Here is an 18,634-nt window from a genome sequence, read left to right on the forward strand (position 1 = left end):
GATGATCATTATAGGACGATTTCCGGCGACAGCGGCTCAGCCGACCATTCCGATGGCCCGAACCCGCGCGCGCGTGTGAATTTCGTTCTGGGACAAGACGACCGTCGCAGGCCGGACCCTCTCGACAATCGAGCGGACGAACGGACGGATCATCGGGTTCGTCAGAATGCAGGGTATCTCACCGGAAGCTGCCAGGCGGTCGTAGGTGTCACGCACCGCGGCGATAAAGGACTGTAGCGTCGATGGGGCCATCGCCAGCTGACGTTCGTCTCCGATACCGACGATGCTTTCCGCAAAGGCCTGATCCCATTCCGGGGACAAGGTGACGATCGGTATCGCGCCTTCATGGCTTTGCTGGGCCGAGATCTGCCGGGCAAGCCGCCCGCGCACGTGCTCGGTGATCTGGACGATGTTTGAGGTCATCGCCACGGCTTCGGCTATGCCTTCCAGGATCGTCGGAATGTCGCGGATGGACACGCCCTCGCTCAGCAGGTTCTGAAGGACCCGCTGCACGCCCGAGATCGAGATCTTCGACGGGATGATGTCTGCCACCAGCTTTTCGGCATCCTTGTGGACTTCGTTAAGCAGCTTTTGGACTTCCATGTACGAGACCATGTCCGCGATGTTGTCCTTCACCAATTCGGTGAGGTGGGTCGCGATGATGGTGCCGCAATCGACGACCGTTACGCCGCGCAGACCTGCTTCCTCGCGAAGATCGCGGTCAATCCACAGAGCCGGAAGGCCGAACACCGGCTCGCGGGTGTTCTCGCCCGGCAGGCTCGTCGGACCGTCCGAAGGATTGATGACCATCAGCTTGTCCAGGCGCAGTTCGCCACGCGCCACTTCGGTCTCCTTGATAAAGACCACGTACTCGTTGGCTTTGAGCGCCATGTTGTCGATGATGCGGACCGAAGGCAGCACGAAGCCATACTCGGTCGCCATCTGGCGGCGCAGGGCACGGACCTGATCATCCAGGCGTGGCTCGGCGCGGGACTCGTTGATGATCGGCAGAAGGCCATAGCCGATCTCGATGCGGATCGCGTCGAGGGCAATGGTGCGGGATACCGGCTCCTCGCTTTCGGCAGCCTTGGATTCCTCCTGCGCCTCAAGGAAGCGCTCGCGAGCGACCGCTTCTTCGGCCTTCTTGCTCAGGCTCCATGCCAGCCAGCCGCTCAGTCCGGCGAAGGCGGCGAAGGGGATGAACGGCAGCCCCGGCATGAGCGCCAGCGCACCCATCAGGAACGACACCATTCCAAATGCCTTGGGGTAGCGCCCCAACTGCTGCGAGAGCGCCGCACCGGTCTTGCCGACAACACCACCCTTCGAAACGAGCAAGCCTGCCGCTGTCGACACGATCAGAGCCGGAATCTGGCTGACGAGTCCGTCGCCGACGGTCAGGATGGTGTAGGTGTGAAATGCCTCACCCAGCGCAAGACCGTGGATGACCACGCCAACGATCAGGCCGACGAACACGTTGATGCCGGTGATCAGCAGGCCGGCGACTGCGTCGCCCTTCACGAACTTGGAAGCACCGTCCATGGCGCCGTAGAAGCCGCTCTCGGCCTCGATCTCGGAGCGACGGGCACGCGCGCTCGCCTCGTCGATCATGCCCGCATTGAGGTCTGCGTCGATCGCCATCTGCTTGCCGGGCATGGAATCCAGGCTGAAGCGCGCCGCAACTTCGGCGATGCGGCCCGCGCCCTTGGTGATCACGACGAAGTTGATCACCATCAGGATGATGAAGATCGTAAGGCCGATCACCACCTCGCCGCCAATCAGGAACTCACCGAAGGCTGCGATCACGCCGCCGGCCGCGTCGACGCCCTCATGCCCATGGCCCAGGATCAGCCGTGTCGAAGCCAGGTTCAGGCCCAGCCGAAGCATCGTTGAAATCAGCAGGATTGTCGGAAACGCCGAGAGGTCCAAGGGCTTCTCGATGAAGAGCGCCGTCATCAGGATCATCACGGAAAGGGTGATCGACAAGGCAAGGCCCATATCGAGCAACCAGCCCGGCATCGGCATGATCAGCATCGCGATAATCGCGATGACGCCGCCAGCCAGCGCCATGTCCCGGTTTGCGCCAAGGCGCTGGGTGAGTTCGACGAACTTGTTCATGGACGTTCTCAGGCTGCCGGAGCGATGGTGATGCCCGCTTCGATGAAGCTCTTGAGCTTGTTGCGCATCGTGCGGACGGAAATGCCAAGAATGGTGGAAGCCGTCGTGCGATTGCCGCCGCAGCGCTTCAACGTCTGAAGGATCAGCTCGCGCTCGACGTCCGCCACACTGCGACCGACGAGGGATCCGATCTCGAGTTCGGCGCTGCCCGTCTCGCCTGCGCCCTCAGCCGGACGGATCTGCAAGCCATCGCTCAGGACCAGAGCGTCGCTCTCGATCACCGGCCCTCGGGCCAGAAGGATTGCACGGTGGATGACGTCCTCAAGCTCGCGAACGTTACCGGGCCAGTCATGGCACTTCAGTCGCTCCAGCGCTTCTGCGCTCAGCGGCCGCGGCTCCAGGCCGTTGGCACCGGCAAGACACTCTGCAAAGTGCACGGCGAGCATAGCGATGTCATCTCCACGCGCGCGGAGAGGCGGAAGCTCGATGCGGAGCAATCCGAGACGCGCCAGCAAGTCGGCCCGGAACGTTCCGGCAGCGACCTGGGCAGACAAGTCTCGACTGGAGCTTGCGATGATCCGCGCGCGCAGCGGGGCGGTTCCGCCTCCGGGCCGACCGCGAATGATGCCGTCCTGAAGTATGCCGACCAGCCGCGCCTGCGTGACGGCAGGCAGAGCCCCGATCTCGCGCAGGAAGACGGTGCCTTCCCCCGCTTCTTCCAGCCGCCCCACACGGGGCGCAACGGCAGTGACGAACGCTCCGGCGTCGTGGCCGAACAGCTCGGACTCGATGACCTCCGCTGCCACGCCTGCGCACTCGACGACCACGAAACGCTCACATCGTCCCGACACTTCGTGGATCATGCGCGCCATGACCTCCTTGCCCGTGCCCGCCTCACCCGCGATCAGGACGGGCGCATCGGACGGAGCGACCGCCTGCGCATAGCTCATGGCATGCTTCAGCACCGGATCCTCGCCCACCGGCGAAGAGACCCGATGGCCCAGATTCAGAATGGCAGCTGCGATCAGCTCACGATCGGGAGGAAGCGGAATGTAGTCCAGCGCACCGGCACGGATGGCCGCAACAGCGCGCTCCGCGGGCGCATGGATGCCGCATGCAAGGACCGGCACACCGATCCGCTCCGCACGCAGCCTCCTGAGGAAGTCGGGCGCATCAAGGGTTACATCGACCATAACAAGGTCGCCCGCATGCCGGCGCAATGCTTCCAGCGCAGCCTGCAAGCTATCGGTCATGACGACCTGGGCCCCGGCTTCGCGCGCCATCTCGGCGGCCAGCCGGAACTCGCCCTGGGGTGTTCCGACGAGAGTCAGGCGGATCAGGTTGGACGAGCGGGCGAACATCAGCCGTCCTGCTTCACGATCTCGGTGAGCGTAACACCGAGAGAGCCATCGATCAGGACCAGCTCGCCGCGGGCGATAAACCGGTCGTTGACGAACACGTCGACTGGCTCGCCCACACGGCGGTCCAGCTCGACCACGCTGCCGCAGCGCATCTGGATCAGTTCGCCGATCTGAACGCGGGCACCGCCGAGGACTGCCTTCACTTTGACGGGGACGTCGAAGATGGCTTCCATCTCGTCCGCATCGTTTACGGGTTGGCTCACGACGGCAGTCGTATCAGTGCCACCCGGCAGCAGCGCATCGTCGAAGTCCTCAAGCGGAGCTTCGAAGGTGGAGGGGATCACATCCTGAGTGTTGGTTTCGTTGGTCATTGCAAACTCCACTACGCGGCCATCCACTGGCGGATTACCGAGGCAGCCTCAGCAGGGCTCGCCGTTACTGCATCACCGATCCGCTTGATGGCGGAGAGCTTCACCCGGCCGTCGACCTCCGCGAGGGCGACTTCCTGCTCCAGCATACTTCCCGTTCCTTCCGGCGAGGGGAGAGCCATCGAGCCATCCGGGTTCTCGCCATCGATGGCCATTGCGAGCTGCCCTTCACCGGGTCCCGTAAGAACCGCCTGCGCACCTTCACCGTCCGCCATCCGTCGCTCGTAGCGGGGCCGCAGCATCCGCACTGCGAACAGAGCAACCGCAGCCAGGATCAGCAGCTTCACCACGCTGAATATCTGATCCGTGGGCAAGTCGGAGAAGAAGCCTTGTTCGGCTGCCGCAGCGTCCATGGCCGAGAAGGGCATCGATTCCACCACGACACTGTCGCCACGCTCCGCGTCGAAGCCGACCGCGTTCTCCACCAGGCGCTGGAGCCGCTGGAGCTGTGGCTGGGACAGGCCGCCCTCACCACCATCTACCATGACTGCGACCGTCAGACGCGTCACAGCACCGGGTGCGCGCACTCTTACCGTGTTGGTCCGAGTGTTTTCGAAGGTTGTGTCCTCGGATGTCTCATTGCTTTGCGAGCGCCGCGTGTCGCCGCCAGCGGCAGGCGGAGCAGCTTCGGCATCCGGCAACTGCTCGGCGACAGTCGCCGCCTCTGCGCCAGCCTGGTTCTCGTTGCTGGCATTGTTCGATTCAACCGTGACCTGACGGGCGATAGCCTGGCGGTCAGGGTCGACGACGCTGGCCTCCTCGCGAGTCTGATCGCGGTCGATGGTCGCTGCGACTTCCGCCCGCACCTTGCCAGCGCCCACGATCGGTTCGAGCAGTTGCTCGACTTCCTGGCGCAGCTTCGCCTCTACGGCCTGCTGGCGCTCATCCGCGTCGCCGCCGCTCACAGCGCCCGCTTCGCCGGCACGGGCAAGCAGTGCGCCCGTCTGGTCGATGATCGAGACGCTCTCGGGCGAGAGTTCGGGAACGGAGGAAGACACAAGGTAGCGGATCGCCTGGACGGACTCTCCGGAGAGACGGCCGCGGGTTTTCACAGTCACGGCAGCGGTAGCGCGGCGCGGCTCGGTGGCGAAGATCGCGCGCTCGGGCATCACGATGTGCACGCGTGCGTTGACCACGTTTTCCAGGCTTTGGATCGACTGCGAAAGCTCGCCCTCTACAGCGCGCGTCTCATTCAGCTTGGCGCGCGACGAAGAGACGCCGAAGGGCTCCTCCTCATCGAGAACGGCATAGCCGATCTTGCCGCCCAGCCGCTCGGTTGCCATCCCCATGCGCAGTTCCGCAAGGCGGTCCTGCGGTGCCATCACCGCCGTACCGTCAGCCGAGAGCTGAAAGGGGACGTTTTCGGCCTGAAGCCGCTCGACAATCGTCTGAGCGGAAGACGGATCGAGATCCGTGTACAGATAAGCCATCTGCGGCGCACCCGCACGCAGGCCCAGATAGGCAAGCCCGACCAGCAAAGCGGCGGCTACACCGCCCATTATTGCAAGACGGCGCTTACCAATCTTGTCGACGAATTCCCGCAAACCGTTCAATTTCAGCCCCGTGACTGGCGGGCCTGACGCCCTACAGCCACATTATAGGAGGAAATGGGCGGCAACTTTTTCCGGGCGGAACTTTTTGCCGGTCGAGCCGGAAAAAGCGGTGTTTACGCGGGCGCGAGAATGCCTTCCAGCTCGGCGCGAATGGCGCGGCGCCGCGCATCGGCATCAAGGCGCAAGCCGCCCTGATCCCACTGCAGGGATGCATCGCCGAGCGACAGCTTGTCATCCCCGAAGACGATCAGCGACAGACGTCGGCGCTCATTGGCCTGACGTTCGGTAACGAGCCGCTCTAGGTCTGCAACGAGATCCGGGTGCACGCGGATGCGTATGGATTGCCCCCGCTGCACTTGCCCCAGGGCACGCCCGATCGCTTCGTCTATTGCCGCAGTAGGGTCCTGCTCGAGAGCGCGAGCGGCAAGCAGGTCCGCGGCGGCAAGGGCCAGTTCTCCGGCCTCGCCCGCAAGGCGCACCTCGACCTCGCCCAACCCTTCTTCCATCGCTTCGACAGAGGCCTGGAGTGCATCCACGGCGGCCAGCAAGGCCGTTTCGCGCTCACCCCTGGCATGATCGAGACCCTGCTGGAATGCCTCAGCCCGAGCCACCGCAAGAGCAGCCTCATGCTCCGCCCTCAGTCGCGCGCAGTCCGCCTCCAGCGCCGCGATGCGGGCGTTGAGGGCCTGTTCGTCTACCGTCACGGCCTCGACAAGGGGCTCGGAAAAGATCCGCGCGAACGGGAAAGGCTTGACCTGGGCGTTGCTGACCAAGGCTATGCTCCTGCCGGAAAATCAGAATAAGGCGGGGACGCGATCAGATGATGACCGCTTCGTCGTTCTTGGGATCGACCAGCACGATTTCGCCGGCATCCGCAAGGGTTTTGGCAAGACGGACCAGACCGCTTTGCGCCTCTTCGCAGTCGCGTGCACGCACCGGACCCATACCGGCCATATCCTCGCGCATGAGCTTCGCCGCACGCTCGGTCATGCTCGCGAAGAAGATGCCGCGCATCTCTTCCGGAGCGCCCTTCAGCGCGAGTGCCATCTGGCGCTTGTCGGCATTCTTGACGATCGTGGCGATCGCGGCCGGCAGCAGGTTCATCAGGTCCTCGAAGGTGAACATCAGCGCGCGGATGCGCTCGGCCGATTCCGGCACCTTGGCGTCCAGTGCGGTGAGCATCGATTCTTCGGTCGAGCGGTCCATGGCGTTGAAGACCTCCGCCATGCTCTCGTGCGGGTCACGCCTCTGCGCGCGTGAGAGGTTTGTCATGAACTCGGACTTCAGAGTCTGCTCGACTTCCTGGATGACCTCCTTCTGGACGGTCTCCATGCGCAGCATGCGCGTGATCACATCCACGCCGATATCCTGCGGAAGCTCAGCCAGAACGCGCGCAGCATGGTCCGGCTTCAGCTTGCTCAGGATGACGGCCACAGTCTGAGGGTATTCGTTCTTGAGGTAAGCGGCCAGAACGGTCTCACTGACGTTTGACAGCTTGTCCCACATCGTGCGGCCTGACGGGCCACGGATGTCTTCCATGATCTCGCGCACCTTGTCGTTCGGCATGATGCCGGCGAGCAGGCGCTCCGTCGTTTCATAGGAGCCGTGCAGCGAGGCCATGCTGGAGACCTCGCTGGTGAACTGCACCAGCAGGTGTTCCACGACGCTGGCCGGAAGGCGGCCCAACTGCGACATGGCCGAAGAGAGTTCCTTAACCTCTTCGACCGAAAGCTGCGCCCAGATAGGTGCGCCGTGCTCTTTCCCGAGCACAAGAAGCAGAGCAGCGGCTTTTTGCAGCCCGTTGAACTTCTTCAGCTCGGGGGGCTCGGCCGCAAGGATGGTGCTCATTGAGATTCCCTATGACGAAACTGGTGTGCAGCGCCCGCAATCGGCGGGTTTCATCTATTATAGGAAAAGACAACGGAGTGGCGGGCGAATGAGTATCAACTTGTCGAACAGCCTGGCTGGCCTGTCCCTGCTGTCCGGCAGCAATGCGTTCTCGACGCTGGGCTACGGCGCCGACCTTGGCATCGAGACGCGCGCCGCCCGTATTGCGAAGGCGCAGTTCAAGACTCCGGTCACCAGCCCGCCATGGAAACAAGAAGCGTCCCCTACGCCAGTGTCCTCGCAAGTCGCTGCCATCAAGCGCCTGCGTTCGCTGGTGGACCAACCGTCACGCGCAGGTACGACGATACCGGACGTGCAGACCACCTTTACCGCATACAAGGCGCTGGACCGCCTGCGCATGCTCGCCGAAACGGCGGCATCGAAAACGACCTCCACCCTCGAACGGAACGCATTGGATGCCACCTTCTCCAAGGGGCTGACCGACTTGCAGACGTTCCTCGGCAAGGCACCCAACGACCTGTTGCAGTTGGCCTTCGGGCAACCTGCCCGCCGCGTGGAAGGCATCGCCGTACCCAGCACCGCCGCCAGCACCACGGTGGCGAAGGGCATTCTGGAAGCGCGCGACACCCCGGTACCGGGTCTGACCGGAACGGAGACGTTCACGATCCAGCTCAGCCGGGGGACGATGAACAACACCGTGACGGTGGACCTTGCCGGCACGCCCCAGCCGCCCACGCTGGACTCGGTGGCAGAAGCTCTGAACGCAGCTATCGCAGCGGTGCCGATGCGCGACACGCAAGGCAATGTCGTTACGAATGCCGACGGCAATCCGGTGCCACGCTGGTCCACACAGTTCGAGGTAACAAAGGAAACCGGAAGCTGGGGGCTGAAGCTTCAGACACCTGCTTATGAACGCGTTTCCATCGAGCAGACCAACGCGCGTGATGCCTTGGTGGTAGCGAGCGGGCAGACAGCCACCGGCTCTCCTTCGGCCACCAAGATCATGCGGTTCGACGATCCAGCCGGGGCGCTGGAGATCAGCACGCTGAACATGATCCAGTCGCTGGACCGGCTTGCGACTGAAGCAGCCAAGCTCAACGAGACTGAGAAGGATCCGGCGGAGAACGTCTGGGCGCCGACCACGACCAGCGCCATCGCGACCGATGCGCAAGGCTACTCCTATGTCGTGGGCACCACCGAAGGGGATCTTGGCGCAAACCGCCTGGGCAGCACTTCGGACTTGTTCCTGACCAAGCTCGATAGCGAGGGCAAGGTCGTATGGCAGCAGACGCTCGGGACCGCCGCCACGGCAAAGGGGGCTGCGGTCACCGTTGCCGCGAATGGCGATATCGTGGTCGCCGGAACTGTAACGGGTGACTTCAAGGGCGCCACAACCGACGGCGACATGGTCGTCGCCCGCTTCAGCGCCAACGGAGATGAACAGTTTGCCACAGTGGTGCGCGCCTTTGGCGCAGACACTGCGAACGCAGTCGCCGTGGGCAACGATGGCAACATCTATGTCGCGGGGAAAAGCGCATCCGGCGGGGGTGACGCCTTTATCGCAAGACTGAACGGCACCGGACAGGTACAGGAACGCAGGACCATTGACAGCGGCGGCAGTGATGCCGTCAAAGCGCTCGCAATCGGCGCGGACGGAGATCTGCTCGCGTTGACCAGCGAAGGCGGCACAGCGATGCTTCGAAAGATCTCTGCCGGTTCGCTCACTGCAGAGGCGGGTACGATCGACCTTGGTGCACGCGATGCCCGCGTAATTGCAGTCGCAGCCGACGGCCAGATCGCGATCGGCGGCACGAGCGCAGGCGACGGCTTCGTCGCGCGGATCGATTCCGCTCTGACCGGTGCCAGTTTCACCCAGATTGCCACCCCCGGCATCGATCAGGTCGACAGCCTGAGCTTCATGGACGGCGCCCTGTACGTGGGCGGAAGGACGACCGGCGATCTGGAGGGTACGCGCTCTGGAACGGTGGACGGCTTCATCGCACGGATCGATGCTGCAACCGGCACTGTCGACAACATCACGCAGTTCGGACAGCCGACCCTGAGAACCGACCCCGTCTATGTTGCGGCTTCTAAAGGAGGCGACAGCGCCCTTGGCGCACTTGGCCTGAACCGGGGTAACATCAATCCCGACGTGTCGGTAAAGCTGACGACCCATACCAGCGTTCGAGCCGGAGATGAGTTCCAGATCCGCGTGAATGACGGAACTGTGCGCCGCATCGTGATCGATGCCGACGAAACGCTCGCCACTTTGTCCAAGAAAGTGAGTACGCTCACAGGCCGAAACGCGCTCGTCACGACGCCTCTCGACGGCAAGGGCAATCGAACCCTGCGCATCGAGGCGAAGCCTGGCCAGGAGATCGAGCTGATTGCTGGCGCTTCCGGAAAAGACGCGCTGGCGAAGCTCGGGATCGAACCTGTCCGCATATCCGCCGCCGCTCCCGTGCCGGACGACGCTCCGCGCGTGCGCCCAGGCGGCAACTATGGGCTTGGCCTGACTCATGCGTTGGGGTTGACCACTGTCGAAAATGCAGCCGCGGCACTCGACCGGATCACCTCGGCCATCTCCATGACGCAGACAGCCTATCGCTCGCTCTACTGGGATGCCGGCAAAGAAGCGATCGTCAACAACTCTGGCCGCAAAGGCGGAAAGGTCTCGGCCTATCAGGCCGCACAGGCCGCCCGCTATCAGGCCGCGCTAGACCGCCTTAGCGGCTCAACCTTCTAACCTGCACAGGAACACGAACTTATGAGCGGTAGCACTCCGCCGATCCTGCAAGGCGTTGCGATGGCGATGCGCCATCTTTCGGATCGCCAGCGCGTGGTCGCACAGAACATCGCCAACAGCGACACGCCGGGCTACCGCGCGCGCGACTTGGAGCCCAAGGACTTTTCCGGTCTGGTCGAAGCTGCGGGAGGCAACGGTGGCGCTCCCCGCATCGCACGTCCACGGGTGCAACTCACCAGCGGCATGACCGCGCTGGGTGCATCTGCGGGAAGCGGCGCGGGCATGATCTACGACCGCAACGTGTCCGAGACAAAGCCGGACGGCAACAACGTCACGCTGGAAGACCAGCTTCTGCGCATGGGCGAGATTCAGGCGGACTTCACCGCACTCTCGGGTCTTTACCGCAAGCAGATGGGCTTGCTGCGCACGGCCGTCGGCAGCCGTGGCGGCGGATGAGGCACACCACCAGTCCCAATCCGGTCAAGGAGTGATGGAGGCGGAGAGTCAAACTGGACTCTTCGCCTCTTTCATTGCCTGCGTGATGTGCGAGCGTCGTTGTTTACGATTTCACGCGCTCGCCCCTCCACACGAGAAAGCCCGCCGCTCGTGACGAGCGACGGGCCTCCCGGGGAAAACATGAGAGCAGCTTCAGAGCTGCGTGTTGATGGAAATCGGCGTAGGAAGCTCCACCTGCGAGACACCGCCGCGGGCGCAGTAAGTCTGCGAGCGTGTGCCCGACAGACGCTTGGCCTCGGCAGCAATCGCATCGAGCATTTCCACGGACAGGCGGATCTGCCGCTCCAGCGCATCACCATTGGCCGCCGAAACCTCGCAAAGCTCGACAAGAGCCTCGGAGAGAGCCTCCCGGTCATCGGGCTCCAATGCGTCGCGCCAGTCCGGCTGTTCGCGCTGCAACTGAACGGTGCGAGCCTCGATCCAGCCCACCAGGCGCGCCTTGGCTGCCGCGAGTGCTTCGAGGTCACCTGTGGGGCCCGGGGAAAGCAGCTGCTCCGTCTCCTCGCGCATCAGCGAGATCAGGGAACGGATGGTGTCGATGAGCTCACTGGCCATGCGTATTTCCTTGCATACGGATAATCTGGTCCATGACGACGGGGGCAAGGCCGATGCCGCCACTCTTGGCCATCTCGGTGCCGAGCCGTTCGGCCAGAATTCCGCGAAACATCTGCTCGCCATGCCCGCCGGAGAACTCATCGCCCATCTCGACGCTCTCGAGCATCATGTTGGCCATCTGGCCAAGGAATACGGCCTCGAATTCACGGGCTTTCTCCGCAGCCGCGTCGGCACCCGGTTTGCGGGGCTGCGCAGCTGTGGATGCGGGAATCGCACCGTTCGCTGTCGGTGTCGTCGGGTTCATTACTGCACCTCGATTTCGGCCTGCAGTGCCCCTGCGCTCTTCACGGCCTGAAGAATGGTGATGAGGTCACGCGGGCTCACGCCCAGCGCATTCAGGCCGCTGACCAGCTGGCTGAGCGACGTGCCGCCAACCATTGCCAAGGACCGCCCCTGCCCGTCGTCGACCTCAACCTGCGTGCGGGGGACGACGGTTGTGCGTCCATCGGAGAATGGCGCGGGCTGAGAAACCTCGGGCGTTTCTGAGACGCTGATGGTCAACCCGCCTTGCGCAACCGCGACGCGGCTGATCCGCACGTCGGCAGTCATCACAACGGTGCCCGAAGCCTCGTTGATGACAATCTTCGCCGGCTGATCGACCTCGATCTCCAGGTTCTCGATCCGCGAGACCAGCTCCACCAGCGAACCACCCGCGCCCGCGGGCGTCACTTCCACGGTTGCAGGATCAAGCACCTTGGCGGTGCCGGGGAACTGGCGGTTGATGGCCGAGCCAATCCGCTGCGCGGTGGTGAAGTCAGGGTTGCGCAGCGCCAGCTTCAGGCTGCCGGCCGTGCTCAATGCGTAAGGAACCTCACGCTCCACGATGGCGCCGTTGGAAATTCGCGCCGACGTGGCAACGCCGCGGCTGATGCTGGCGGCTGCGCCTTGCGCCTTGAATCCGGAAACAGCGACCGGGCCTTGCGCGACCGCATAGATCTGCCCGTCGAGGCCCCGCAGGACCGAGGCGATCAGCGTGCCGCCCTGAAGGCTGCTGGCATCCCCCAGCGCCGAGACCTGCACGTCGATCGTGGAGCCGCCGCGCGCGAACGGGGGAAGCGTCGCAGTGATCGACACTGCGGCGACGTTCTCGGTTCGCATCTGCGTGCCGCGAATGTTGACGCCCATGCGCTCCAGCATCGCCTGCATCGATTCCTCGGTGAAGGGCGAGTTGCGGATACGGTCGCCGGTGCCTGCAAGACCTACGACAAGGCCATAGCCGACAAGCTGGTTCGAGCGGACATTTTCAACGGACACGATGTCCTTGATGCGTGGGCCGGCATATGCCGGCGCCGCAGCGCTGAGGCAGGCAGCGCCCAGGCAGACGAGAAGTCGGGGAAATCGCATGGCGCTCCGGTCGAGTGGAAATTTACCGTCTTTCTTCTTATAGGATAAGAAAGGAGCGAGCGGTTCGGCATGCAGATCAATGCGGTTTCTTCACTGCTGCAAATCCTGCTCGCCAATGAGGCGAAGCGGGCCACTGCCGCACCAGTCCCCTCTTTCGAGCCGCCGGTGCCGACCGCGGTGGCGCCGGCGACCGTAGGATCGCCGACCCAATCCGTGCAGATGCTGGTGACGCTGGCCGCCGCGATGGTTCCGCCTGAGCAGGAACGCCGCAGGCGGGTAACGAAGGAAGCCGAAAAGGTGCTGGACGCGTTGCAGATGCTGCAGGCCGCGCTGGTGGTCGGCGTCGGCGCGACAGAGCCGATCAAGGAGCTCAGAAGCTGGAGCGAGGAGCGTACACTCCCCGAAGATGCAGAACTCGCCGCACTGATGGACGATCTGGACCTGAGAGTTCAGGTCGAGCTTGCGAAGCTGGAACGGGAATAACGCAGGGCTCAAGCCCAAGCGGCAGGATCAGCCCCGTCCTCTCGCAAGCCGCATGACGTATCCGATGATTTCCGCAACCGCCTTGTAGTGCTCGGTCGGGATAGGGCGGTCGATGTCCGCCGAGGCGTAGAGCGCGCGGGCGAGTGGCGGGCTTTCCACGATCGGCACCTTGGCCTCCGTCGCGAGTTCGCGGATCTTCATCGCCACGGCATCGACGCCCTTTGCCACCACGACGGGTGCGGCCATCGCACCGTGATCGTACTTGAGCGCGATCGCGTAGTGTGTCGGGTTGGTGATAATGACGCTGGCCGTCGGAACCGCAGCCATCATGCGGTGGCGTGAGCGCTCCGCAGCAACGGCGCGCATGCGGCCCTTTACGTGGGGGTCACCCTCGGCGTTCTTGTGCTCGTCCTTCAGTTCCTGAAGCGACATGCGCATGCGGTTCATGAACGAGCGCCGCTGATAGAACCAGTCGAACAACGCCAGCGCACCCACCAGCAGCGCCACCGCCTTGAGCATCATCAGGACCAGGGCGGCCGCAGTGCGCGCGACCGCCTCCGGGCCCATGCCGATCAACTGGTCCAGCGCGATGGCTTTCGGCCACACAACAATGATCGCAACAGTGATGACGAGCGCAAACTTGGCGAGGGTCTTCGCAAACTCGACAAGGCCGCGCGGGCCGAACATCCGGGTCAATCCCGAGATCGGGGAGAGCTTCGACCACTTCGGCTTCAAGCGCGCCCAGGCGACGGTGGGGCGGCCCTGCACAAACAGTATTAGCACTGCAAAGACCAGCAGAAGCCCGAATAGCGGCGCCAGAGCCAAGGCCAGTTCGCCAAGCAGACCGCTGGCGAACGCCTGCGCGCCTGTGGGCTCCAGGGAGAGATCATCCGCATGCCCCCAGAGGCGCACGAACATGCGCTGCAGCTTGCCCAGAGCGGCCAAACCAAGGCTGCCGCACACGAAGATCATCGCCACGAACATCACGGCGTGGCGCATCTCCTGCGCGACCGCGACCTCGCCCTTCTTCCGGGCGTCATCGAGCCGCTTCTGTGTCGGCTCGTGGGTTTTCTGATCCTTATCCGGTGCTTCCGACATGGCTTATGCCCACCCACTTTGCATCCAATCGCTCATCGCCGATGCGAAGGCGGTTATCATGGCCCCCACCACCACTGCGAAGAGGGCAGTTCCGAGAAGGATATTCAGCGGCTGCGCAATGAAGAAGACCTGGATCGTCGGCGCGAGCCGCGCGGAGAAGCCGAGAGCGACGTTGAAGACAATGCCATACACCAGAAGCGGGGCCGAGAGGCTGACCGCAAGCGCCATGGCGCGGCCGATCGTCGTCACGGCAAGGCTGGCGAAGTCGCCTAGGTTGGGCACCGCGCCCACCGGAAAGATGTCATAGGAGCGGATCATCGCGGCAATCCAAAGATGATGCAGGCCCAGTCCCAGACACACGAGAGTTGCCGCGAGGACCACCATCTTGGCAAGAACCGGCGCCTGTCCGCCAAGCGCGGGATCGAAGATGATCGCCGAGGACAAGCCCATCTGGGTGCTCGCGATGGACGCAGCCATGACGGCTGCCTGGAACATCAGGCGCACAATCATGCCGAGTGCCAGGCCCACGCAAAGCTCAACCGCGATAATGCCCGCCAGGGCGCTCCCGTCGCGCGCGGCAGGCAGGACCACCGAAGACATAAGCCCCCAAAGCGCAAGGCTGAGGCCAAATGCCGTGAGAAGACGGATCCGCCCTGGCACCGCATCGTCCGAGAAAACCGGAAGCAGCATCAGCACAGCCCCGAGCCGCGCGAACAGGATGAGGAAGGCAGTGACCTGGAGCGGGAGATCCGTCATCCCTCTTAGCCGCTGATAACGCGCGCGGAGACCTCCGCCATGAATGCACCAAGCGCCTGACCGATCATCGGCAGCGTCATCACCATGACGACGCCCAGGACCAGAATCTTCGGAACGAACGTAAGCGTCATTTCCTGAATCTGCGTGAGTGCCTGCACAAGACCGATCAACACGCCGACGATCAGGGAAGCGATCAGCATCGGTCCTGCGATCGTGAGAACCAGCAACAGCGCAGCCTTCGCAATGGCCAGGGTATCAGCGGGGCTCATGGCGTTAGATCTGCATGCGCATGATTTCGCCATAGGCGCTGACCACCCGGTCACGCACTGCGACGACGGTATCGAGCGCCGTTTCGGCAGCGCCGATGGCAGTTACGACGTCGATCAGGTCTCCCTGGCCGGCAACCTGGCGCGCGCTGGCCTGCTCGGCTCCGCGCATGCTCTGCGCCGCGTCCGTCACCATCTCTTCGATCATGCTGCCAAAGCTGCCGCCACCGCTGGAGACACCCGCGCCGGGCATGGTCGAAGGCTTGGCGATGCCTGCCGAACTGCCTGTGCCGAGGGCGCGGCCATAGGCCGCGGCTGCATCAAGTGCGCCGATGGACATGTCTATCTTTCCTTAGCTCTTGGAAGTGCTGTTACTTGAGGAGATCGATCGTGCGCATGGTCATGGCCCGCGCCGTCTCGATGGCATTCACGTTTGCTTCGTAGGACCGCTGGGCAGAGCGCATGTCCGCCGTTTCGATCGCGCTGTTCACGTTCGGCATCATGATATAGCCTTGCGCATCGGCCGCGGGATGTCCCGGCTGGTAGACGCGCTGGAAGGCGGACTTGTCGGTCGATATGCCGCGCACGCGCACGCCCTGCTGCGGTGCGTCGCTGCTCTTCACGCCTCCATCAAGGATCGGCTCGAATGTCACGACGCGGCGCCGATAAGGATCGCCACCTGGCGTATTCGACACCGATTGCTGGTTCGCAAGGTTCTCCGCAATGACCCGCATGCGCAGCGACTGGGCGCGCAGCGCGGATGCGGATACGTCTACTGAGTTACGAAGGGACATTCTAATCTCCGGACCGGCGAACCCGCCTCGTGACTCTTGTAGGCAGAATTTGCCTAGTTGGTCCGATCACCCGGAAATTTAATCCTATAAGTCTCCCCATAAGGAGACGCACTCGTGCTTGAAGATGTTCCCGTCCAGATGTCGGTGGTGCTGGGTTCCAGCCAGCTTCCGATCCGCCAGATCCTCAAGATGGGTCGCGGCGCATTGATCCCGCTCGACTGCGGCTATGACGATCCGACAGAGATCTACGTTAACGATAAGCTGATCGCGCGCGGGAAGATTCAGGTGGCGGGCGATCGCATGTCGATCGAGATCACCGAAGTGATGAAGCGGAGCCGCTAGGGAATGGATACCTATGCGCTGCTGCGCACACTGGGCGCGCTCGCGACGGTGCTGGGACTGCTCGCTGGCGCCCTCTGGGCCGTCCGGCGCTTTGGCATCCGGCTTCCCAATCGTATCGGCGGGGGCGATGGTACGCGCCGCCTTGAAGTGATCGAACGGACCATGATCGACGGGCGCCGCTCAGTCGCTCTCCTGCGTCGGGATGGCCGCGAACACCTGATTCTTCTTTCGCCCGAAGGCAATGTTCTGCTCGAAGCGGGCATCGTCCGCGATGAAATCGACCATGCCGCCGAAGCGGCGCGGCTGGAAGCGCAGCGAGAGGCCATGGAAGCTTCACGCGCGCAGAGCGAAGCCATGCGGGATTCCTTTTTTGCCATGGTCGACAAGGCACGTAGCGGTGTGAAGGACCGGGTAGAGGCAGCTCAGCCGGTGGTTCAGCAAGTCAAGAAGCGCGTGCAGCCCGAAGGAAACCGGGCGAAGCCGCGTGGCCGTGGAGGCTCTCGCCGTGCGTAAGTTTCTGCGCGTTTTCGCGATCTTAGGCGCTCTCGCCCTGCCCACCGCCGCTCTGGCCCAGTCGACGACGATCGACCTGGGTGATGCTTCCCTGACGGGTCGTGCGGTCCAGCTCGTGCTGCTCATGACGGTGCTCAGCCTTGCGCCTGGCATCCTGATGACGGTGACTTGCTTCACCCGCATCGTCGTGGCTCTGTCGCTGCTGCGCAATGGCATCGGCGCGCCCGGCGTTCCGCCCAATCCAGTGCTGATCAGCCTTGCGCTGTTCCTCTCGTTCTTCGTCATGGCGCCGACGTTCGAGGAAGCATGGACGCGGGGCATCAATCCATACACCGAAGGCCGCCTGACGGAGCAGCAGGCATTCGATCGTACCGCGCAGCCTTTCCGCGTCTTCATGCTGGGCCAAGTCCGCGACGACGACTTGCGGCTCTTTACAGAGCTTTCGAAGAGGCCTCCCACCGCCCGGGCCGAAACGCCGCTAGCTACGCTTGTGCCAGCGTTCATGATTTCAGAGCTGCGTCGCGCTTTCGAAATCGGTTTCCTTCTGCTCCTGCCGTTCCTGGTGATAGACCTCGCAGTGTCGGCCGTGCTGATGGCCATGGGCATGATGATGCTTCCGCCACCAACGATCTCGCTACCGATGAAGATCATCTTTTTCGTCCTGGTGGACGGCTGGGCACTCGTATCAGGATCGCTGGTCCGCAGCTTCACGGGCTGATGACGGTTCCGGTGCGCGGTCCCGGGACCAACTCATCGGTGGAGGCCGGCGCGTTCCGCTCCTCCACCCAAGCCGCAAGCACGTCGAACGACAAGGCCACATAGAAGCCCAGCCCCACCTCCTCTTCGCCGATCCAGCGCACACCACCGCTTTTCAACGACAGGCCGGGAATGGTCATAGCCAGTCGCTCGTCTCGCATCGGCCGGAACGGCAGACGCAGCTTGGCGCCGCCTTGCGAGATGTCGAGCAGCATCGCGTCGTACATGGCGCCGCGCGCCTCGACCTTGATCGGGCAGTTCGCGGCAAGCCGGGGCGCACGCGGTGCCCGTTGACGGCTGATCCGGCTCTGGCGCGGCTGAGGGCCCAGCATCGCTTCTACATCGATGGGAGTAAGGAACTGCAGGCCAGCAGCTCCGTCGCGAGTCCATGCCACGCGGGCTTCGATTTCCTCGCCATACCGCATGCCGATGCGCACACGCTGATCGACTGCCAGCGCCGCGCGCGTCTCGATCTTCATGCCGGTCGTCGAAATGTTTCGCACGCGGCACAGGCCCTCGCGATCATCCAGCATGAGCTTACCGGTCATCAGCAGCGTCATCGTCCGGGGCGCGCGCTCCCGATAGGACCGTGTGTCAGCCTTGCTTGAGGAAGAGTCCGAGGCCTCTGGAGAGTTCATGATTCAGCGCGCCTATTGCAAGGATCAGGCCGGATTGGCCTGGGTAATGGCGGCATGGCGCACAACACCGGCGCCGAACGCCTCGGGTGCCGCTTCCATGACGACCTTGCGAAACTGCTCCACGTTTGGCAGCATACCGTCGGGACCGCTGGCGAGCGGGCTCCGGAAGGTTCTCAGGTTGATGCCGTGAAGCAACAGCGGCATCCGGGCAGCGACGAACTCCGCCTTGTCCGAAGGCACCTCGAGCTGGATCTCGAAAGAGACGTACCCGGCAAGGCGACCGTCCTTTGTCACGAGTGGTGACAGAACGGTCCCGGTCGGCACGAAGGCGCTGTTCGCAGCCTCCTTCTCCTTGGCGGAGGGAGGCGGGCCAAGCAACATGACGGCGGCATATGCCGCGCCTGCACCGACGCCAAGACCCAGGATCAGAAGAGCCAGGAGAGCAAATAAACGCTTCATACG

The 18,634-nt window shown here is 63.5% G+C and carries 22 protein-coding genes; 6 read left to right on the plus strand and 16 right to left on the minus strand.

Annotated elements, in window-relative coordinates:
- Positions 1 to 36: 36 nt before the first annotated feature.
- The 6 genes from flhA to ABUH87_RS04900 form a co-directional block, all read right to left on the minus strand.
- Positions 37 to 2,115 (minus strand): flagellar biosynthesis protein FlhA, encoded by a 2,079-nt coding sequence (flhA, locus tag ABUH87_RS04875; protein WP_367770489.1) that lies wholly within the window; start codon positions 2,113 to 2,115, stop codon positions 37 to 39.
- 8 nt (positions 2,116 to 2,123) lie between these two features.
- On the minus strand, positions 2,124 to 3,476 hold the full coding sequence (locus ABUH87_RS04880; protein ID WP_367770492.1) for a sigma-54-dependent transcriptional regulator: 1,353 nt from the start codon (positions 3,474 to 3,476) through the stop codon (positions 2,124 to 2,126).
- Positions 3,476 to 3,847: a flagellar motor switch protein FliN gene (gene fliN, locus ABUH87_RS04885; RefSeq protein ID WP_367770494.1), complete on the minus strand. Its 372-nt coding sequence runs from the start codon at positions 3,845 to 3,847 to the stop codon at positions 3,476 to 3,478. The genes ABUH87_RS04880 and fliN overlap by 1 nt, the downstream gene beginning before the upstream one ends.
- Positions 3,848 to 3,858: 11 nt before the next feature.
- Complete coding sequence (fliF, locus tag ABUH87_RS04890; RefSeq protein WP_367770497.1) at positions 3,859 to 5,457, minus strand: flagellar basal-body MS-ring/collar protein FliF; 1,599 nt, start codon at positions 5,455 to 5,457, stop codon at positions 3,859 to 3,861.
- A 113-nt stretch (positions 5,458 to 5,570) separates the two neighbouring features.
- Positions 5,571 to 6,230, minus strand: a complete 660-nt coding sequence (locus ABUH87_RS04895; RefSeq protein ID WP_367770500.1) for a FliH/SctL family protein — start codon at positions 6,228 to 6,230, stop codon at positions 5,571 to 5,573.
- A gap of 43 nt (positions 6,231 to 6,273) precedes the next feature.
- The gene (locus tag ABUH87_RS04900; protein ID WP_367770503.1) at positions 6,274 to 7,305 is read right to left on the minus strand and encodes a flagellar motor switch protein FliG; all 1,032 of its coding nucleotides are present in this window, start codon (positions 7,303 to 7,305) and stop codon (positions 6,274 to 6,276) included.
- A gap of 88 nt (positions 7,306 to 7,393) precedes the next feature.
- Between ABUH87_RS04900 and ABUH87_RS04905 the strand changes: the two genes are divergently transcribed.
- The gene (locus ABUH87_RS04905; protein ID WP_367770506.1) at positions 7,394 to 10,051 is read left to right on the plus strand and encodes an NHL repeat-containing protein; all 2,658 of its coding nucleotides are present in this window, start codon (positions 7,394 to 7,396) and stop codon (positions 10,049 to 10,051) included.
- 21 nt (positions 10,052 to 10,072) lie between these two features.
- Positions 10,073 to 10,507 (plus strand): flagellar basal body protein, encoded by a 435-nt coding sequence (locus tag ABUH87_RS04910; RefSeq protein WP_367770513.1) that lies wholly within the window; start codon positions 10,073 to 10,075, stop codon positions 10,505 to 10,507.
- Positions 10,508 to 10,699: 192 nt separating this feature from the next.
- On the opposite strand, the gene ABUH87_RS04915 is transcribed toward ABUH87_RS04910, so the two are convergent.
- The 3 genes from ABUH87_RS04915 to ABUH87_RS04925 are packed head-to-tail and all read right to left on the minus strand — an operon-like array spanning position 10,700 to position 12,526.
- Entirely contained in the window at positions 10,700 to 11,122 is a 423-nt protein-coding gene (locus tag ABUH87_RS04915; RefSeq protein WP_367770516.1) for a flagellar biosynthesis protein FlgN, read from the minus strand.
- Complete coding sequence (locus ABUH87_RS04920; protein WP_367770519.1) at positions 11,112 to 11,426, minus strand: rod-binding protein; 315 nt, start codon at positions 11,424 to 11,426, stop codon at positions 11,112 to 11,114. The genes ABUH87_RS04915 and ABUH87_RS04920 overlap by 11 nt, the downstream gene beginning before the upstream one ends.
- Entirely contained in the window at positions 11,426 to 12,526 is a 1,101-nt protein-coding gene (locus ABUH87_RS04925) for a flagellar basal body P-ring protein FlgI (RefSeq protein ID WP_367770521.1), read from the minus strand. Before ABUH87_RS04925 ends, ABUH87_RS04920 begins: the two co-directional genes overlap by 1 nt.
- Before the next feature lie 69 nt (positions 12,527 to 12,595).
- On the opposite strand from ABUH87_RS04925, the gene ABUH87_RS04930 reads away from it, so the two are divergent.
- Positions 12,596 to 13,009: a flagellar assembly protein FliX gene (locus tag ABUH87_RS04930; RefSeq protein ID WP_367770524.1), complete on the plus strand. Its 414-nt coding sequence runs from the start codon at positions 12,596 to 12,598 to the stop codon at positions 13,007 to 13,009.
- A 27-nt stretch (positions 13,010 to 13,036) separates the two neighbouring features.
- On the opposite strand, the gene flhB is transcribed toward ABUH87_RS04930, so the two are convergent.
- Genes flhB through flgC form a run of 5 tightly spaced genes read right to left on the minus strand, consistent with a single transcriptional unit; the run spans position 13,037 to position 15,923 of the window.
- The gene (flhB, locus tag ABUH87_RS04935) at positions 13,037 to 14,107 is read right to left on the minus strand and encodes a flagellar biosynthesis protein FlhB (protein WP_367770528.1); all 1,071 of its coding nucleotides are present in this window, start codon (positions 14,105 to 14,107) and stop codon (positions 13,037 to 13,039) included.
- Positions 14,108 to 14,110: 3 nt separating this feature from the next.
- Entirely contained in the window at positions 14,111 to 14,863 is a 753-nt protein-coding gene (gene fliR / locus ABUH87_RS04940) for a flagellar biosynthetic protein FliR (RefSeq protein ID WP_367770531.1), read from the minus strand.
- Between the two features lie 5 nt (positions 14,864 to 14,868).
- The gene (locus ABUH87_RS04945) at positions 14,869 to 15,132 is read right to left on the minus strand and encodes a flagellar biosynthetic protein FliQ (protein WP_367770533.1); all 264 of its coding nucleotides are present in this window, start codon (positions 15,130 to 15,132) and stop codon (positions 14,869 to 14,871) included.
- 4 nt (positions 15,133 to 15,136) lie between these two features.
- The gene (gene fliE, locus ABUH87_RS04950; protein ID WP_367770535.1) at positions 15,137 to 15,469 is read right to left on the minus strand and encodes a flagellar hook-basal body complex protein FliE; all 333 of its coding nucleotides are present in this window, start codon (positions 15,467 to 15,469) and stop codon (positions 15,137 to 15,139) included.
- Positions 15,470 to 15,500: 31 nt separating this feature from the next.
- Positions 15,501 to 15,923 carry a flagellar basal body rod protein FlgC gene (gene flgC / locus ABUH87_RS04955; RefSeq protein WP_367770538.1) on the minus strand — a complete coding sequence of 141 codons (423 nt, stop codon included), beginning with the start codon at positions 15,921 to 15,923 and terminating at the stop codon, positions 15,501 to 15,503.
- Between the two features lie 114 nt (positions 15,924 to 16,037).
- On the opposite strand from flgC, the gene ABUH87_RS04960 reads away from it, so the two are divergent.
- From ABUH87_RS04960 to fliP, 3 genes are read left to right on the plus strand one after another with little or no spacing between them, the layout of a single operon-like run.
- Positions 16,038 to 16,265 (plus strand): FliM/FliN family flagellar motor switch protein, encoded by a 228-nt coding sequence (locus ABUH87_RS04960; RefSeq protein WP_367770548.1) that lies wholly within the window; start codon positions 16,038 to 16,040, stop codon positions 16,263 to 16,265.
- Between the two features lie 3 nt (positions 16,266 to 16,268).
- Positions 16,269 to 16,778 (plus strand): FliO/MopB family protein, encoded by a 510-nt coding sequence (locus tag ABUH87_RS04965; RefSeq protein ID WP_367770551.1) that lies wholly within the window; start codon positions 16,269 to 16,271, stop codon positions 16,776 to 16,778.
- Positions 16,771 to 17,496: a flagellar type III secretion system pore protein FliP gene (gene fliP, locus ABUH87_RS04970; protein ID WP_367770554.1), complete on the plus strand. Its 726-nt coding sequence runs from the start codon at positions 16,771 to 16,773 to the stop codon at positions 17,494 to 17,496. Before ABUH87_RS04965 ends, fliP begins: the two co-directional genes overlap by 8 nt.
- On the opposite strand, the gene ABUH87_RS04975 is transcribed toward fliP, so the two are convergent.
- The gene (locus ABUH87_RS04975; RefSeq protein WP_367770557.1) at positions 17,486 to 18,172 is read right to left on the minus strand and encodes a PilZ domain-containing protein; all 687 of its coding nucleotides are present in this window, start codon (positions 18,170 to 18,172) and stop codon (positions 17,486 to 17,488) included. The two genes, fliP and ABUH87_RS04975, sit on opposite strands and share 11 nt — an antisense overlap.
- A 24-nt stretch (positions 18,173 to 18,196) precedes the next feature.
- Positions 18,197 to 18,631, minus strand: coding sequence for a hypothetical protein (locus ABUH87_RS04980; RefSeq protein ID WP_367770560.1), 435 nt, complete (start codon positions 18,629 to 18,631; stop codon positions 18,197 to 18,199).
- Positions 18,632 to 18,634 lie beyond the last annotated feature (3 nt).

Origin of the sequence: Novosphingobium rhizovicinum (genome assembly GCF_040813635.1) — a bacterium.
In the GTDB taxonomy this organism is placed as follows: Bacteria; Pseudomonadota; Alphaproteobacteria; order Sphingomonadales; family Sphingomonadaceae; genus Novosphingobium; species Novosphingobium rhizovicinum.

Excerpts from the sequence above, each read along its gene's own strand:
- ABUH87_RS04975 (WP_367770557.1), bottom strand. The coding sequence starts at position 18,172 with ATGAACTCTCCAGAGGCCTCGGACTCTTCCTCAAGCAAGGCTGACACA.
- ABUH87_RS04915 (WP_367770516.1), bottom strand. The coding sequence starts at position 11,122 with ATGGCCAGTGAGCTCATCGACACCATCCGTTCCCTGATCTCGCTGATG.
- flhB (WP_367770528.1), bottom strand. The coding sequence starts at position 14,107 with ATGTCGGAAGCACCGGATAAGGATCAGAAAACCCACGAGCCGACACAG.
- ABUH87_RS04920 (WP_367770519.1), bottom strand. The coding sequence starts at position 11,426 with ATGAACCCGACGACACCGACAGCGAACGGTGCGATTCCCGCATCCACA.
- ABUH87_RS04905 (WP_367770506.1), top strand. The coding sequence starts at position 7,394 with ATGAGTATCAACTTGTCGAACAGCCTGGCTGGCCTGTCCCTGCTGTCC.
- fliE (WP_367770535.1), bottom strand. The coding sequence starts at position 15,469 with ATGTCCATCGGCGCACTTGATGCAGCCGCGGCCTATGGCCGCGCCCTC.
- ABUH87_RS04880 (WP_367770492.1), bottom strand. The coding sequence starts at position 3,476 with ATGTTCGCCCGCTCGTCCAACCTGATCCGCCTGACTCTCGTCGGAACA.
- fliR (WP_367770531.1), bottom strand. The coding sequence starts at position 14,863 with ATGACGGATCTCCCGCTCCAGGTCACTGCCTTCCTCATCCTGTTCGCG.
- flhA (WP_367770489.1), bottom strand. The coding sequence starts at position 2,115 with ATGAACAAGTTCGTCGAACTCACCCAGCGCCTTGGCGCAAACCGGGAC.
- fliN (WP_367770494.1), bottom strand. The coding sequence starts at position 3,847 with ATGACCAACGAAACCAACACTCAGGATGTGATCCCCTCCACCTTCGAA.
- ABUH87_RS04900 (WP_367770503.1), bottom strand. The coding sequence starts at position 7,305 with ATGAGCACCATCCTTGCGGCCGAGCCCCCCGAGCTGAAGAAGTTCAAC.
- flgC (WP_367770538.1), bottom strand. The coding sequence starts at position 15,923 with ATGTCCCTTCGTAACTCAGTAGACGTATCCGCATCCGCGCTGCGCGCC.
- ABUH87_RS04930 (WP_367770524.1), top strand. The coding sequence starts at position 12,596 with ATGCAGATCAATGCGGTTTCTTCACTGCTGCAAATCCTGCTCGCCAAT.
- ABUH87_RS04910 (WP_367770513.1), top strand. The coding sequence starts at position 10,073 with ATGAGCGGTAGCACTCCGCCGATCCTGCAAGGCGTTGCGATGGCGATG.
- ABUH87_RS04925 (WP_367770521.1), bottom strand. The coding sequence starts at position 12,526 with ATGCGATTTCCCCGACTTCTCGTCTGCCTGGGCGCTGCCTGCCTCAGC.
- ABUH87_RS04945 (WP_367770533.1), bottom strand. The coding sequence starts at position 15,132 with ATGAGCCCCGCTGATACCCTGGCCATTGCGAAGGCTGCGCTGTTGCTG.
- ABUH87_RS04980 (WP_367770560.1), bottom strand. The coding sequence starts at position 18,631 with ATGAAGCGTTTATTTGCTCTCCTGGCTCTTCTGATCCTGGGTCTTGGC.
- ABUH87_RS04965 (WP_367770551.1), top strand. The coding sequence starts at position 16,269 with ATGGATACCTATGCGCTGCTGCGCACACTGGGCGCGCTCGCGACGGTG.